Annotated in this window: 11 protein-coding genes; 10 read left to right on the top strand and 1 reads right to left on the bottom strand. The window is 71.8% G+C overall.

Annotated features, from left to right (window positions below; genetic code table 11):
- The first annotated feature begins 78 nt into the window (after positions 1 to 78).
- From AB0K02_RS28370 to AB0K02_RS28405, 8 genes are all read left to right on the top strand, one after another.
- Positions 79 to 1,674 carry an FAD-dependent oxidoreductase gene (locus AB0K02_RS28370; protein ID WP_365995387.1) on the top strand — a complete coding sequence of 532 codons (1,596 nt, stop codon included), beginning with the start codon at positions 79 to 81 and terminating at the stop codon, positions 1,672 to 1,674.
- Between the two features lie 25 nt (positions 1,675 to 1,699).
- Positions 1,700 to 2,995 carry a sugar ABC transporter substrate-binding protein gene (locus tag AB0K02_RS28375; protein WP_365995388.1) on the top strand — a complete coding sequence of 432 codons (1,296 nt, stop codon included), beginning with the start codon at positions 1,700 to 1,702 and terminating at the stop codon, positions 2,993 to 2,995.
- A complete protein-coding gene (locus AB0K02_RS28380) occupies positions 2,992 to 3,972 on the top strand; it encodes a sugar ABC transporter permease (RefSeq protein WP_365995389.1) in 981 nt (326 codons plus the stop codon). Before AB0K02_RS28375 ends, AB0K02_RS28380 begins: the two co-directional genes overlap by 4 nt.
- Positions 3,962 to 4,834, top strand: coding sequence for a carbohydrate ABC transporter permease (locus tag AB0K02_RS28385; RefSeq protein ID WP_365995390.1), 873 nt, complete (start codon positions 3,962 to 3,964; stop codon positions 4,832 to 4,834). Before AB0K02_RS28380 ends, AB0K02_RS28385 begins: the two co-directional genes overlap by 11 nt.
- 2 nt (positions 4,835 to 4,836) lie before the next feature.
- Positions 4,837 to 6,216 (top strand): cellulase family glycosylhydrolase, encoded by a 1,380-nt coding sequence (locus tag AB0K02_RS28390; protein WP_365995391.1) that lies wholly within the window; start codon positions 4,837 to 4,839, stop codon positions 6,214 to 6,216.
- A 26-nt stretch (positions 6,217 to 6,242) separates the two neighbouring features.
- Positions 6,243 to 8,192, top strand: a complete 1,950-nt coding sequence (locus AB0K02_RS28395) for a hypothetical protein (protein WP_365995392.1) — start codon at positions 6,243 to 6,245, stop codon at positions 8,190 to 8,192.
- A 109-nt stretch (positions 8,193 to 8,301) separates the two neighbouring features.
- Positions 8,302 to 10,125: a glycoside hydrolase family 15 protein gene (locus AB0K02_RS28400; protein ID WP_365995393.1), complete on the top strand. Its 1,824-nt coding sequence runs from the start codon at positions 8,302 to 8,304 to the stop codon at positions 10,123 to 10,125.
- Positions 10,126 to 10,400: 275 nt separating this feature from the next.
- Positions 10,401 to 11,723, top strand: a complete 1,323-nt coding sequence (locus AB0K02_RS28405; RefSeq protein WP_365995394.1) for a chloride channel protein — start codon at positions 10,401 to 10,403, stop codon at positions 11,721 to 11,723.
- 117 nt (positions 11,724 to 11,840) lie between these two features.
- Here the strand turns inward: AB0K02_RS28405 and AB0K02_RS28410 are convergent, their stop codons facing one another.
- On the bottom strand, positions 11,841 to 13,919 hold the full coding sequence (locus tag AB0K02_RS28410) for a SpoIIE family protein phosphatase (RefSeq protein ID WP_365995395.1): 2,079 nt from the start codon (positions 13,917 to 13,919) through the stop codon (positions 11,841 to 11,843).
- Between the two features lie 465 nt (positions 13,920 to 14,384).
- Between AB0K02_RS28410 and AB0K02_RS28415 the strand changes: the two genes are divergently transcribed.
- Complete coding sequence (locus tag AB0K02_RS28415) at positions 14,385 to 14,981, top strand: ankyrin repeat domain-containing protein (protein ID WP_365995396.1); 597 nt, start codon at positions 14,385 to 14,387, stop codon at positions 14,979 to 14,981.
- On the top strand, positions 14,978 to 16,102 hold the full coding sequence (locus AB0K02_RS28420) for a hypothetical protein (RefSeq protein ID WP_365995397.1): 1,125 nt from the start codon (positions 14,978 to 14,980) through the stop codon (positions 16,100 to 16,102). The genes AB0K02_RS28415 and AB0K02_RS28420 overlap by 4 nt, the downstream gene beginning before the upstream one ends.
- Positions 16,103 to 16,222: the final 120 nt, after the last annotated feature.

Here is a 16,222-nt window from a genome sequence, read left to right on the forward strand (position 1 = left end):
GCCCGCAGACAGGCCGATGACCCAGCCGTGCGACATACGGCGCGACAGGCGAGGGACACAACGGTGGAAGGAGCATGCATGGAGGCGGAAGTCCTCGTCATAGGCGGAGGGCTCGGTGGAGTGGCAGCGGCGCTGGCCGCGCTCCGCGCCGGCCGGAAGGTGGTGCTGACCGAGGAGTTCGACTGGCTCGGCGGTCAGCTCACCAGCCAGGCCGTGCCCCCGGACGAGAACAGCTGGGTCGAGCAGTTCGGCGCGACCGCGAGCTACCGGGCGCTGCGGGAGGGGATCCGCGACTACTACCGCCGCCATTTCCCGCTCACCGAACGCTCTCGGGCGTGGCGTCATCTCAACCCCGGTGCCGGGCACGTCAGCCGGCTCTGCCACGAGCCGCGCGTTGCCGTGGCGGTCCTGGAGGCGATGCTCGCGCCGTACCGGGGCAGCGGACGGCTGCGCGTCCTGCAGCCGTACCGCCCGGTGTCCGCAGAGACCGACGGCGACCGGGTGAGCGCCGTGACGGTGGCCCACCGTGACGGGGGCGGCGAGATCACCGTCACCGCGCCGTACGTCCTCGACGCCACCGAGACCGGCGAGTTGCTGCCGCTCACGGGTACCGAGTACGTCACCGGCTTCGAGGCGCAGACCGAGACCGGCGAGCCGAGCGCCCCGGATGCGGCGCAGCCGCTGAACATGCAGGCCGCGTCGGTGTGTTTCGCGCTGGACCACGTGGACGGTGACCACACCATCGACAAGCCGGCCAGGTACGGCTTCTGGCGCACGTACCAGCCGGAGTTCTGGGGCGGTCCCCTGTTCTCGCTGAGCGCCCCTCATCCGAGGACGAAGGAGATCGTCGAGCGCGAGTTCACACCGAACCCGGACGACGACCCGCTGGCGGTCGTCGCGGACCAGCGCCTCAGCCCCGGGGACAGCAACCTGTGGACCTTCCGGCGCATCGCGGCACGGCGCAACTTCACCGACGGCGCCTACGAGAGCGACATCACGCTGGTCAACTGGCCGATGATCGACTACCTGCCCGGCCCGGTCTTCGACGTGCCCGACGCCGCCGACCACCTCACGGCGGCCCGTGAGTTGTCCTACTCGTTCCTGTACTGGCTGCAGACGGAGGCCCCGCGGACCGACGGAGGCGCCGGCTACCCCGGGCTGCGGCTGCGCGGTGACGTCATGGGCTCGGCGGACGGTCTGGCGCAGGCTCCGTACATCCGCGAGTCGCGGCGCATCCGCGCCGAACGCACGGTCGTGGAACAGGACCTGTCCCTCACGGTGCGGGGCGACGCCGGTGCGGTGGAGTACCCGGACTCGGTGGGCATCGGCATGTACCGCATCGATCTGCACCCCTCCACGGGCGGCGACCACTACCTGGACGTGGCGTCCTGCCCGTTCCGGATCCCGCTCGGGGCGCTGCTGCCCGTGCGGATGGAGAACCTGCTCCCCGCGGGCAAGAACATCGGCACCACCCACATCACCAACGGCTGCTATCGCCTGCACCCCGTCGAGTGGAACGTCGGCGAGGCGGCCGGCGCACTGGCCGCCTTCTGCCTGGAGCGCCGCACCTCCCCCCGCTCCGTGCGCCACACACCGGATCTGCTGGCCGACTTCCAGAAGCGCCTGACGGACGAGGGCGTCGAACTGCGCTGGCCCGAGATAGCCGCTTACTGAACCGCGAACCGCAAGGAGTTCCGACATGAATCCGACGAGACGCTCCGTCATCGCGGCCGGCGCTGCCGGCGTGGCCGCTCTCGCCGCCGGCTGCTCGGGCGGTGGAAGCGGCGGAGGGACGGTCGCCGGCGACGGCAGGCTCCGCATCTCGGTGTGGACGGCGAACAAGGACCACCTCGCCCTGCTCAACAGCATCGGGGAGGCGTTCAGGGCCGACCGCCCCGAGGTCAGGAGCGTCACCTTCGAGTCGCTCAACCCGGCCGACTACACCACAGCCCTGACCACCCAGCTCGCCTCCGGCAACCCGCCCGACCTGGGGTGGATCCTGGAGACCACCGCGGCCGACTTCATCGAGGCCGAGACCCTCGTCGACATGGCGCCGGACATGAAGGCCGACGGCGACTACCGCTACAACGACCTCGAACCGGCTCTCCTGAACCAGTGGCGGCGCGGCACGTCGCTGTACGCGTACCCGTTCTCGAGCTCCCCCTTCGCCGTCTTCTACAACGCGGACGTCCTCGCGAAGGCCGGGGCGGCCGACCCGGCCGAGCTGGCCGCGGACGGCGCCTGGACGTGGGACGCCCTGGCGGAGGCGGCGAAGAAGGTCACCGATGCCAAGGCGGCACGGTTCGGGCTGGTGATCCACGAGTTCGAGTACAAGCAGTGGGACCGGCTCTACCCGATCATGGGCGCGTACGGAGCCCGGCCGTGGACACCCGACAACGACTGCGGGTTCTCCGATCCCCGGATGACGGATGCGATCGACTTCCTGCGGGACATGGCCTTCACCGACCGTTCCACGCCGGCTCCCGGGGAGCAGGCGGACTTCTTCTCCGGTGAGAGCGCCATGGTCATCTTCCAGGTCAGCAAGATCGGTCCGCTCGCCGACGTGCAGTGGAAGTGGGGTGCCGTGCCCTTGCCGTCCGGACCGGCCGGCGACCGCCAGGTGATCGGGCAGGCGGGTCTCGGGGTCTTCGCCAAGGGGCGGAACCTGGACCTGGCCAAGGAGTTCTTCCTGTACTCCACCAACACCGAGAACGCCGCGAAACTCGCCCGGTTCTTCCCGCCGCCGCGCGCCTCGCTGCTGACGTCCGACACCCTCGCCGAGACGAACCCGCTGCTCAGCAAGGACCAACTCCAGAAGGTCATCATCGACTCGCTGAAGTCCGGGACCGTGCGCCCCGGACACACGGGGTACGCCCAGCTCTCGGAGCAGGCGCGGGCCGGCCTCGACGCCGCCTGGAAGCCGAAGGCCGATACCCGCAAGGTCCTGCGTGACCTGTGCACCTCCATCCAGCCGATCCTGCGGACCGGGTCGTGAGTCTTCTCGTACGAAAGGCCGCCGCGCCGCCGTCCCGGCCCGCCTCCGCCCCCACCGGGGGCATGCCGGCGCGCCAGGACGGCGGCAAGCGCCGCACACCGCGGTGGCGCCGGTGGGACATGCTCGCCGGGTACGTGCTGGTCGCCCCGCAGATGGCGGGATTCGCCGCCTTCGTGCTGGGGCCGCTGATCGCCGTCGTCCACTACAGCCTCACCAAGTACAACAACCTCACGGGCGAGATCAGTTTCGTCGGCGGCGAGAACTACCGGAGACTGCTCGACGACCCGCTCGCGGTCGAAGTGGCGAGGAACACGGCCGTGTTCTCCCTGGGGCTCGTGCCGTTCAACATCTGTTTCGCCCTGCTGCTCGCCGTCCTGCTGGACCAGGGCCTGCGCGGCACCGTCGTGTTCCGCGCGATCTTCTTCTCGCCGACGGTCGTGTCGATCATCGCGTGGACCGTGGTGTGGAGTTTCCTGCTCAGCAACGACGGCGGCGTCAACCTGCTGCTGCGCACGGTGGGCATCGAGGGACCCAACTGGCTGCGGGAGTCGGACACCGCGATGTTCTCGGTGATCCTGGTGCAGGTGCTCAAGGGCGTGGGCGTGAACATGGTCCTCTTCCTGGCCGCCCTGCAGGCCGTCCCCACGGAGCTGCGTGAGGCGGCGATCGTCGACGGCGCCTCCCCCTGGACCGTCTTCCGCCGGATCACACTGCCGATGATCAGCGCCACGATGCTGCTGACCGCGATCGTCACCGTGATCGGCTCGCTCCAGGTCTTCGGCCAGATCCTGGTGCTGACCGTCGGCGGTCCCGGCAACTCCACGACCGTGCTCGCCTATTACATCTACCTGCAGGCATTCAAGTTCTTCGACCTCGGCTACGCGAGCGCGCTGGCGGTGCTGCTGTTCCTCGCCGTCCTGATCCTCACCGTCGTGCAGTGGTGGCTGCGCAAGAAGTGGGTGTTCCATGAGCAGTGAGACCCTGGGTCTGCCACGGCGCCGTCCGTGGGGGCCGGTCGTACGCCGGCCCCTGCTCTACGCGCTGATGCTGGCCCTCTCCGTGCCGTTCGTCCTGCCGATCCTGTGGATGGCGAGCAGCTCGCTCAAACCGATCTCGGAGATCTTCGCCTACCCGCCGTCCCTGCTGCCCGGCGAGTGGCGCTGGGACAACTACGCCCGCATCGTCGACTACCAGCCCTTCGGCCGGCAGTACCTCAACAGTGTCTACATCGCGGCCCTGGTGTCCGCGGGCAGCGTCATGGTCTCGGCCATGGCGGGCTACGCCTTCGCCCGGATCCGCTTCGCCGGCCGGAGCATCATGTTCGTGCTGCTGCTCACCGCCCTGCTGATGCCGAGCGAGGTCGTCATCGTCCCGCTGTTCCGGCTGTTCTCCGACATCGGCTGGACCGACACCCACTGGCCGCTGATCCTGCCGGCGGTCTTCGGCGGCAACGCCGTCTTCGGCACGTTCATCATGCGGCAGTTCTTCCTCGGTCTGCCCGCCGAACTGGAGGAGAGCGGACGGCTCGACGGGCTGGGGCGTTTCGGACTGTTCTTCAAGATCGCGCTGCCGCTCGCCGGGCCGTCGCTGTCGGCCGTGGCGCTGCTGTCCTTCCTGCACAGCTGGAACTCGTTCCTCGAACCACTGGTGTTCCTGCGCACCCCGGAGCTGTTCACACTGCCGCTCGCCCTCACCCAGATCGTGGACGCCCAGGGAAGCCCGGTCTGGAACGTGCAGCTGGCGGCCGGCACGCTCACGGTCATCCCCGTGCTCGCCGTGTTCATGGTGGCCCAGCGGTGGTTCATCAAGTCCATTGTCAGCAGCGGCCTGAAGGGTTAGCGATGAAGATGTTGAGAGTGACCGGCGACCGCCTCACCACGGCCTCCGGGGAACCGGTGACACTGCGGGGCGTCGGGCTCGGCGGCTGGATGATGATGGAGAACTTCCTCAACGGCTTCCCGGGCACCGAGCACCAGGCGCGGGACGCCCTTCGCCGCACCATGGGCGCGGAGCGGGCCGACCGGCTCTTCGACCGCATCCTCGACGAGTTCTTCACCGACGCCGACGCCGCGCTCATCGCCCGTACCGGTCTCAACTGCGTACGCATCGCCGTCAATTACCGTCATCTCGCCGATGACGCCAACCCCTTCGACATCAGACAGGAGGGCATGCGGCGGCTGACCGCCGCCGTCGACGCCTGCGCCCGGCACGGCCTCCGCACCGTCATCGACCTGCATGCCGCGCCCGGATTCCAGAACCAGTCGGAACACAGCGACAACCCGACCCATCATGCTTGGCTGTGGTGCCATCGCCACTTCCAGGACCGGCTCGTGGCCATCTGGGAGGCCCTTGCCGACCACTTCCGCGGCCGGCCCGAGATCGCGGGCTACAACCTGCTCAACGAACCCGGTGACCCCACGGGTGAGGCGATCGGACCGTTCTACCAGCGGCTCACCGCCGCCGTGCGAGCCGTCGACCCCGACCATGTGATCTTCCTCGACGGCAACCGCTACGCCAACGACTTCGACGTCATCGGCGACGCGTACGAGAACACCGTCTACTCGGTGCACGACTACGCGCTCGCCGGGATCCGCGACGCGACGACGTATCCCGGCGACGTGCGCGGCCAGTACGTCGACCGTGCCGCTCTCAAGGAGCGCTTCCTGGAGCGGACCGCGCACTCCCGCCGGACCGGGACACCGTTGTGGGTCGGCGAGTTCGGGCCGGTCTACTCGGGCGACCCGGCGGTCGACAAGCACCGGTACGCGGTCCTGCGCGATCAGCTGGAGATCTACCGGGAGCACGGCGCGAGCTGGTCGATCTGGACGTACAAGGACACCCACCTGTCCGGCCTGGTGACGCTCGACCCCGACTCGCCCTGGTCCCGGTTGCTGCGACCGATCCGTCAGAAGAAGGAGCGGCTGGGCACCGAGCCCTGGTCCACCGGCGAGGAGGGCATCGCCCACGCCCTCGCCCCACTGGACGAACTGCTCGCCGCCGAGTACCCCGACTTCGACCCGCCGCCGTTCGGTCGGCGCTGGTACGTGCGCCGGCTGGTCCGAGAACTTCTTCTCGGCGAGCCCATGCTGGAGGAGTTCGCCGCGCTCTTCTCCTCCCTCGACGACGCCGGGATCGAGGACCTCGCCGGCTCGTTCCGCCTGGACTCCTGCGTACAGCGCTCCCAACTGCTCGAACTGCTCGCCGAGTTCAGCCGCGACTGAGGCCCTCTCTTGTGAAGGAGACCACCGTGCGTCACCTGACAGACCCATGCCCTCCCCCAGGTCACGGCCTCCCCGGCCTCAGCCGTCGCGCCCTGCTCGGCGCCGTCGGCGGCGCCGCACTGCTCACCGCGCTGCCCGCCGAGGCGGCCGGCCGGACGGGGACGGGGCTGCCGCTCGTCGAACCGCTGCCGAAAGGCGCCCCCGACCGGACCCTGTTCGCTCCCGAGGAGCAGCGGTTCGCGCCGTATCTCGTGATTCTCGCCCCGATGGCCAACGAGATCGAGGACACCGACGCCGCCACCTACGGCTGGTTCACCGGCGGCTGGTGGCGCACGCCGAACGTGCCGTACAACGCCCGCATCCAGGAACACGTCTACACGCTGAGCTGGTTCCACACTCATCACCGGCCGTGGAACCCCTACGCGGGCGACCCGGCACTGCTCGCCCGCCTCGACGCGGCGCTCCAGCACTACCTGCGCCTGCAGCACGACGACGGCTCGTGGCCCGAGTACCGGCCCACCGAGCACTCCCGTGCCGCCACCGGCTTCGGCCTCGGCTACCTGGGCAAGACCCTGCAGAACCTGCGCACCACCGGGGCTCTGCCCACCCGGCAGGCCGAGATGACGGCCGCTCTGCGCAAGGCGACGCGGTGGTTCCTCGACCCCGGCAACACCACGGTCTGGGAGTCGCCCCTGAAGTACGCGAACCAGCACATCGCCGGCCTGGCCGGGGCGGCACTGTGCCTGGAGCTGGATCCGGAGCCCGCCCTGCAGCAGCGGCTGGCGGAACGCATCGGATTCGTCGTCGCTCACGGGCAGAGCCCGCAAGGTTTCTTCTACGAGCCCCGTGGGATGGACGTCGGCTACAACCTCGAGGTCATGCTGCCGGACATGGCCGAGATCCACCACCTCAGGGACGAGCCGGCCATGCTCTCCATGGCACGCGGCTTCGCACCGTGGCTGGGCTACAACCTCGTCCGCGAACCCGACGGCTCGGGCTGGTTCACCAACGTCGCCGCGTCCGCGCGTACCAGCGTCCGCGCCCTCGACGACGAGATACGTGAGCCCGACCGCACCCACCTGGGCTCGCTCTTCGTGCCCGGTGCGCCGGGACTGGCGCCGTTCTTCACGACCCGTGAGGACCGGGCCGCCGCACGCGCCGCCTGGGCCGCGGACCCGGCGCCCGTGCCCGCGCTGCAACGCGGCAACACCTCACCGCGCATCATCGCGCACGTGCCGTACGGCGAAGCCTTTCCCACCCGCGCGCAGAAGGAGGCCGCCATCGCCGAGCTGCCCTGTCTGCGACGGGACACGTTCGTGGAACTCCGCCGCGACGGCGGCCAGGACTTCCTGTACGTCCGGCGGCCGGGCCTGTATCTCGGAGCGTTCTTCGGCCACCGCGCCACGCCTCTGGTCCGTTCCGGCCTGTCCTTCCTCTGGCACCCCGACGCGGGCATGGTCGTGTACTCGCTCAACGGCGACGCCGGCTGCTGGGGCACGCGGCTCGCCGACGGACGGCTCGACGCCGACGGCAACCTGGCGGCCGAGTACGTCACCGGAGCATCGGCGCGGCCGTGGACCGGCGAAGACCCTCCGCCGGAAGCCCCCTTCGGGATCCTGTACCGCACCCCCGACTCCGCGATCACCACCGAGGTCACGGTCACCCGGCAGACGGTGCGCCGTGTCGTGACCACAGGCTCGGCGGCCACCGAGCTGATCCCGCTCGTGGTGCACCCGGCCGACCGGGTGGTCTTCACCGACGGCACGGCGGCGTCCTACGGCTCCGCCACCACGGCCACCGCGGACGGGCTCACCCTGCGCCGGGGGCGCACGACGGTCCAGATCCGGTGGGGTGGCGTGCGCACCGCGAGCCTCACCGCGACGCCGACGACGTACCTGCGCGGCGGCGCACGCCGCGCCCATCTGCTGCGCGTCCCGCACGACGGCACGCTCCAGCTGACGGTGAGCTTCGGCTGAAGCACCGGATGCGATGCGGCCCGCTTCGCAGCGCCCCGATGACGCCCGCATGCCTGACGAAACGTCCCGACGTACCGTAGGAAACGGGTGACGTCGTGAAGGGACCACCATGCTTCGTTGGCCGCCCATCGCGGATCACGGGCTCATCGGGGACCTGCGCACGGCCGCACTCGTGACCTCCGAGGGGGTGCTCGACTGGTTCTGCACTCCGCGATTCGACTCGCCGAGCATGTTCGCGGGGCTGCTCGACCCCGACCGCGGCGGTCACTTCGCGATCACCGCGCAGACGTCGGATGCCACCACACGGCAGCTGTACCTGGCGGACACAGCGGTCCTGGTCACGCGGTTCCTGACCGCCGACGGGGTCGGGGAGGTCATCGACTTCATGCCGCTGGGCGAGGCCGAAGCCCCGGCGGACCGGCACCGCATCGTCCGCGTCATGCGGGTGACGCGTGGCACGGTCGGCTTCCGGCTGGCGTGCCGGCCCCGGTTCGACTACGGGCGCGCCGGTCACAGCCTGGTGCTTGAGCAGGGAGCGGCGTATTTCCGCGGCCCCGACCAGACCGCCTGCCTCCAGGTCAACGGGCCGGTGACGCTCGAGCACGACGGGCAGGACGTGCGGGCGGACGTGGTGCTGCGGCAGGGCGAGCGGGCCGCCGCCGTCCTGACGGTGTGCGACGGCCCGGACGGACCGCTGCCGCCGCTCACCGAGGGAGGCGTGCAGCGGGAGTTCCGCTCGACCTACGACTACTGGCACCGCTGGCTTCGCCGCAGCCGGTACCGGGGCCGCTGGCAGCAGTCGGTCAACCGCTCCGCGATCACACTCAAACTGATGACGTACGCACCCACGGGCGCGCCTGTCGCGGCGGTCACCACGGGCCTGCCGGAGCAGCCGGGCGGCGAACGCAACTGGGACTACCGGTACACCTGGGTGCGGGACGCGGCGCTGTCGGTGAAGGCGCTGCTGGACCTCGGGTTCGAGGAAGAGGCGGATGCCTTCCGGCGCTGGCTCGGCGCCCGGGTGCCGGCGGGCACGACGGTGACCGGTGAGCCGCTCCAGGTCATGTACCGGGTGGACGGCGACCCGCACCTCGCCGAGGAGGTACTCGGCCATCTCGAGGGTTACGGGGGCTCGGCGCCGGTGAGGATCGGCAACGGCGCGGCCGGCCAGCTGCAGCTCGACATCTACGGCGAAGTGGTCTTCGCCCTCGCGCACGCGCCCGACATCGCCCAGCTGGCCGGGTACGACGGCTGGCAGCATCTGCGCGCGCTGCTCGACTGGCTGGCGCACGTCTGGGACCGTCCCGACGAGGGCATCTGGGAAACGCGGGGCGGCCGCAAGGACTTCACCTTCAGCCGGGTGATGTGCTGGGTGGCCTTCGACCGTGGTATCCGCCTGGCAGCGCAACTGGCACGGCCGGCCGATGTCGCCGGCTGGACCGCCGCGCGGGACGCCGTGTTCGAGCAGGTGATGGACCGGGGCTACAGCACCCGTCGCGGTGCGTTCGTCCAGCACTACGGAACAGAAGTCCTCGACGCGGCACTGCTGTTGATGCCCTCCGTCGGCTTTCTCTCCCCGAAGGACCACCGCTGGCTGTCGACCCTGGACGCCATCGACCGGGAACTGGTCTCGGACAGCCTTGTCCACCGCTACGACCCGGTCGCCTCACCTGACGGACTGCGCGGCAGCGAAGGGACCTTCTCCCTGTGCAGTTTTCTGTACGTGGAGGCCCTGGCCCGCGCCGGTCGCCTCGGAGTGGCCCGCTACGCCTTCGACAAGATGCTCACCTACGCCAACCACGTCGGCCTCTTCGCTGAGGAGATAGGCCCGACCGGTGAGCAACTGGGCAACTTTCCGCAGGCCTTCACCCACCTCGCGCTCATCACCGCGGCCTTGGCCCTCGACGAGGAGCTGGACCGTGCCGAGACGTGATCCGGCGTGTCGCGACGGGGCGCGGCCGACTTGCCGGCACTCACGCGTTCGTCACCGCGCCCGCCCCCGGCCGGCTCGTGGTGTGCGTCGTCGGTGGCGGCGGGGCCGCCGGCGCTCGTCCCCGTATGCCGGCCCCGGCGCGGGGCGCGGTCACGGCGTCACCGCGATGACGGCGGGATTCCACCGTCGCATCCGTACGCCGGACGGCTGGTGTTCGGGACGCGCCTGGATGCGTTGCCGCTTCGTCGAGCGGGAGGACCGCAAGCTGCCTGGGCATGACCGCCTCCCCCCACGTGGAGTCCGCAGCCGGTGGCGCGCCCACCCTGCGCCAGATCCTGCTCAGCCCCGGCTACCGGCGCCTGCTGCTTCTCTGTCTCGTCCTCGGCGTACCCATCGCCCTTGCCTCGTACTTCTTCGTCAGCCTCCAGCACGTCCTCGAGGAGTGGGTGTGGAAGTCCCTGCCCCACGCCGCCGGCTACGACCGCGCGCCCTGGTGGTGGCCTCTGCCCGCACTGCTGCTGGCCGGACTGATCCTCGCTCCGGTCGTCACCCGGCTGCCGGGCCGCGGCGGCCATGTCCCGGTCGAAGGGCTGGGCGGTGCGCCGATCGGCCCCAAGGCGCTCCCCGGCGTGGCCGTCGTCGCGCTGGCCGCTCTCCCGCTCGGCGTCGTCCTCGGCCCCGAGGCTCCGCTGATGGCGGTCGGCAGCGGCCTGGCCCTGCTCGCTGTGCGCGCGTTGCACCGGACCTCTGACGCGAGTTCCGCCGCTCTCCTGGCGACCGCCGGGTCCACGACGGCCATCTCCACCATCTTCGGCGGGCCGGTGGTGGCCGCCGTGATGGTCGTCGAAGGAGCGGGACTCGCCGGCGTGCAGCTCGTGGCCCTGCTGCTGCCCTGTCTGCTGGCGAGTGCCACCGGGGCCGTGGTGTTCACCGGCTTCGGCCACTGGACCGGCCTGCCCACCGGAGCACTCACCCTGCCCGACGTGCCCCCGAACGTCACCCCCGACGCGGGTGACTTCCTGTGGGGCGTCCCCGCCGCCGCGCTGATCGCGCTCGTCGTGGCGGCGGGCCGGGCGATCGGCCGCCGGACACAGGCCGCGATGCGCCGGCACACAGCGCCGCGCACCGTGGCCGCCGCGGTGGCCGTGGGCGTCTGCCTCACCGCCTATGCCCTGCTCACAGGCCGCTCCCCGGAAGAAGCGGCCCTGTCCGGCCAGGCCGTCCTCGGCGAGCTCGCGGCCCGGCCCGAGTCCTGGTCGGTCGCCGCCCTGCTCGCTCTGATCGCCTGCAAGGGGCTGGCGTGGGCCGTCTGCCTCGGCGCCTTGCGCGGCGGTCCCATCTTCCCGTCCATCCTGATCGGCGCGGCGACGGGCATCGCCTGCGCGGGACTTCCAGGACTCGGTACGACGCCGGGGCTCGCGCTCGGCATGGCCGCCGCGGCCGCCGCCGTGACCGGTCTGCCGTTGACCAGTGCGGTGCTGGCCGTGCTGCTCCTCGGCCAGGACGCGCACCACCAGATGCCGCTCGTCGTCACCGCGGCCGTTGTCGCCTTCGTCACCGCGCAGTTGGTGCAGCGCCGTCCCCCGGGCCGCGCGTAGGCGAGGGCGACGGCGGTGCTCAGGGCTTGGTTGCGGGCCGCGGCGGCCTGCGGTGCGGCGAGGCGAGGCGAGGCGAGGCGAGGCGAGGCGAGGCGAGGCGAGGCGAGGCGCGAAAAACTACCCCATGCCCGGACTTCGTTCGCTGCGGCGCACCCTGGCGAGGACGAGCACCGTGTCGTCGGACAGCGGGTCGGGCAGCAGGTCGTCGATGACGTGGTCCGCCATGGCCTCCAACGGCATCGGGGCCCGGCCCAGTTCGGTCCTCAGGGCGGCCAGGCCCACGTCGATGTCCTGCCCGCGCGTCTCGACGAGTCCGTCGGTGTAGAGGGCGAGCACCGATCCGTCGGGCACCTCGATGTCCGTCGTGCCGAAGGCGTGGCCGCCCACACCCAGCGGTACGCCCAGCACCTCGTCGACGACGTCCACCGTGCCGTCCGGGCGGACCACCATCGGCGGCGGGTGGCCGGCGCCGGCGATGCGGGCGTGGCCGGTGTCGGCGTCGTACACGAGGTAGAGACACGTCGCCAGCTCGATGCCCGCCTCCTGGGCGCAGGCGTCGAGTTCGGCGAGCAGTACGGCCGGCTCGCGCACGTGCCGGGCGAGCGCCTTGGCCGTGATGCGCAGGCGCCCCATGGCCGCGGCCGCCGGCACTCCGTGCCCCATCACGTCGCCGACGACCAGGGCGACCCGATTGCCGGGCTGGTTGATCACGTCGTACCAGTCGCCGCCCACTTCGGTCGCCCGGCTGCCGGGGACGTACCGGTGGGCGACGTCCACGTACGGGCTCGTGCCGGGGGCGGTGGGCAGCAGTGCGCGCTGGAGGGTGAGCGCGATGTCCTGCACCCGGCTGTAGAGGCGTGCGTTGTCGAGGCAGAGTGCGGCACGTGAGGCGAGTTCGCCGGCGAGGGCGGTGTCCTCGTCGGTGAAGGCGGGCCTTGCCGCGGAGCGGCCGAACATGGCGATCCCCTGGACCGTGCCGCGCGCGATGAGCGGCGCCAGGAGGATGCGGCTCAGACCGCTCTCGACGAGGAGCCGGGCACGGCTGCGGCGCACCACTGTCCGGGACACGAACTCGTCGTCGACGGGGACCGAGACGGGCCGGCCCGTTCGCACCATCTGGTGGACGGTCGAGCCCGGCGGGTACGACACGCGTTCCAGTCCGCCGACCAGTTCCGGTGCGGGCGGCGGCAGCGTCGTGCCCCACGCGATGCGGCGGGTGTCGAGCGGGAGGCTCGGGTCGAAGTCCGCGTGCTCGTCGCGCCACTGCACGAGTTCCACGACCGAGGCGTCGGAGAAGGCGGGGACGGCGACGTCGACCAGTTCCCGGGCGGTGACCATGACGTCGAGGGTGTTGCCGATGGACCTGCTCGCCCGGTCGAGCAGGTCCAGGCGCTGGCGGGCAGCGGTCGCCTCGACCACGGCCTCTTCCCGGTCGGTCATGTCCAGCAGCAGCCCCCCGACTCCCGGCCGGCTTCCGGCGGCGCCGCTCAGCGGGAAGAGGCTGACCGAGCGCACCTGGTCGCGGTCCGGGTGTCCGGCGCCGCGCATGCCGACCAGCGAGCCCACCACGGGCCTGCCCTGCGTGGCGACCCCGCGGACCATGCGCATGAACTCGCCGCCGTCGGACGTGATCATGACGTCGTCGAGGCGGCGTCCGAGATGTTCTTCGATGGTGAGCCCGTCCATGTCCGCGAGCGCCTGGTTGAGGTGCAGGAAGCGCAGGTCCTGATCGAGCATGACCAGACCGATGGGGCACGTCTCGAAGAGCGCGTCGAGGAAGGCGAGGTTGGTCTTCACCCGGTCCAGTTCGGATCCGCGGCTCGCGAGCGCCATGACGACGCTCTCGTCGGGGCCGGTGACGGGGAAGACCCGGAAGCCGCAGTCGAAGACGGTGCCGTCGCGGTGCCGGGCGGGCAGGCGGACCCGCCAGTATCCGCGGGCCCTGCTCTGTTCGACCAGCAGCGCTGCGGGGTCGGGCAGGTCCCCGTCCGCCGCGGGGAAGAGGGCGGCGCCCGGCCGGGCGAGGGCCGAGCCGGTGTCGTAGCCGAACAGGGCCTGCGCGCCCGGCCCCCACCACCGGATCCGGTGGCTCTCGTCGAGACCGAAGACGGCTACGGCCACCTGCTCCAGCAGCGTCCCGTGTTCGGACCGGACCGTGCGGGAGGTGTCCTCGTTGCCCGGCTGATCTGCTGGCACCGGATGCCCCTTTCACGGCTCAGGGGCAGCGGCGGCGGCGCACCGCGCCCCTGCCGTCCATTGTCGTGACACCGTCGGCGAGCGGCATGCCGAGCTCCGAGGCCGACGGCGGCCACCGCCGTCAGCCGATCGGTCGACCCCGGTGTCCGCCGTTGCGCGCGCCGGGTCCAGCCGGTACCCCGACGCGGGGCGGCGGGAAGCGCCCCCAGGATGGAGATCAGCGCGGTCCCGGGGTGTCCCGGCCGTCCCGTGGTCCGCCAAGCCCTCCCCGGATCTCCCCATGAAGCCCGTGAACACGTCCTCGATGCGCGCCCGCGCCGCCCAGCCGGCCCGCAGGCAGCCGGCGTGATCCTGCGGACGCCCGCGGTGCGTACGTGGATGACGACCGCCGCTTCCCTGGTGTGCCCCCGCCTGGCTCGGACCGCGCACGGTCCGGGGACCGTACGAAGCACAAGGAGCTCCGCCATGAACGCTGTCGATCGCGCCCTCCTGGAGGCCGCCGCACGCGGTGACGCCGACGCCGTGCGCGCCGCCCTCGACGAGGGCGCCACGGTCGGCGCCCGCGACGAGCACCGCCGCACCCCGCTGCTGCTCGCGGCGCTCGGCGACCACACGGCCGCCGCGCGGGTGCTGGTGGCCGCGGGCGCCGACCCGAACGACCAGGACGACCGGCTCGACAGCCCGTGGCTGGTCACCGGCGTGACCGGCAGCGTCGCCATGATGCGGACGCTGCTGCCCGCCGGCCCCCGCCTGAAGGTCACCAACCGCTTCGGCGGCGTCTGCCTCGTCCCGGCCGCCGAACGCGGCCACGTCGACTACGTGCGGGCGGTGCTCCGCGAGACCGACGTCGACGTCGACCACGTCAACCAGCTGGGCTGGACCGTCTTGCTGGAGGCCGTGATCCTCGGCGACGGCGGCCGTGACCACCAGGAGGTCGTCGAACTGCTGATCACCGCCGGGGCCGACCCGGGGCTGGCCGACAAGGACGGTGTCACCGCTCTGCAGCACGCCGAGCGCCGCGGCTTCACCGAGATCGCCGGTCTGCTGAGGGCCGTACGGTGAGGCGCGTCGCCTGGGCCGCTGCGGCTGCCGTCGTGCTCCTCGGTGGCTGCTCCGCCGGCGGGCAGGACGACTCCGCCGCCCCGCAGGCGCCGCCCACCGCTGGCCAGTCGACCGCCGGGCCCGCGCCGGCCCCGGCGGGACGCACGCCGTCCGGCACGCTCCTCGTGGCGGACTTCGGCGCCGGCACGGTCACGTTCGCCGACCCCGACCGGGGCGCTTTCGACTCCGTCGACGTCGGGACCGCTCCCTACGGGCTGGTCGTCGGCCACGACGGGCGGGCCTGGGTCGCCACCGCCGAGGGCGTTGCCGTCGTGGACACGGCCCGGCGGACCCGGATCGCCCGCGTCCCGTACGAGACGGACGGCATCGGGGAGCCCGCCCACGGCGAGTACCGTGGCGGCGGCATGGGCATCGCCCTCGCCCCCGACGGCCGCCATGTGTACGTCGGCGTGAACCGCCCCGGCGGCAACGGCACCGTCGAGGTCGTCGACACCCGGGCCCTGAAGGTCTCCGGCGTCGCCGAAGTGGGCCGCCGCCCGTTCGACGTGGACGTCTCGCGCGACGGGCGCGAGGTGTACGCGACCGGCCACGACTCATTCGACGTCACCGTGGTGGAGACCGACGGCCTCGGCACCCGGCGCATCGAGGTCGCGCCCTACGGCACGGAAGGTGGTCTGGGCTCCTGGCTCAAGCCGCACTACGCCGTCGTACGGCCCTCGGACGGGTGCCTGCTGCTGCCGTTCGAGGGAGAGCGGCTGGTCGTCCTCGACCCGGACTTTGGAGCGTCCCGTGTCGAGCGCATGACCGCCGACACCCACCAGCACGGTGCGACGATCACCGGCGACGGCACACTGCTCGTGGTCGGCACGGGACCCATCGACCCGGCGAGCGACAACGGCCCGTCACTGACGGTGCGTGACGCGGACGGCCACGAGCGGATCGTCGCCCTCGACGGGCCTCATGAGGACGTCGCCGTCTCCCGCGACGGCCGCACGGCGTACGTCACGGGCGGCTTCACGCGCGACGGCTACTGGAACGGCATCACGGTCGTGGACCTGCACTCCGGCGACACCCGTCGCCTGCCGGCGGGCGAACGCCCCTTGGGCGTCGCGGTCCTGTGACCGGGCCACATGCGCGCCGGCCTCGACGCGACCCGCGTCACGGGCCCCACCGGCGCGGACCCGCTCCGTCCGGCCCGCCGCCCGAGAGGGTGAGCGCGCGCGCCGCTCGGTCGTGGGCGC

Source organism: Streptomyces sp. NPDC049597 (genome assembly GCF_040675505.1).
In the GTDB taxonomy this organism is placed as follows: domain Bacteria; phylum Actinomycetota; class Actinomycetes; order Streptomycetales; family Streptomycetaceae; genus Streptomyces.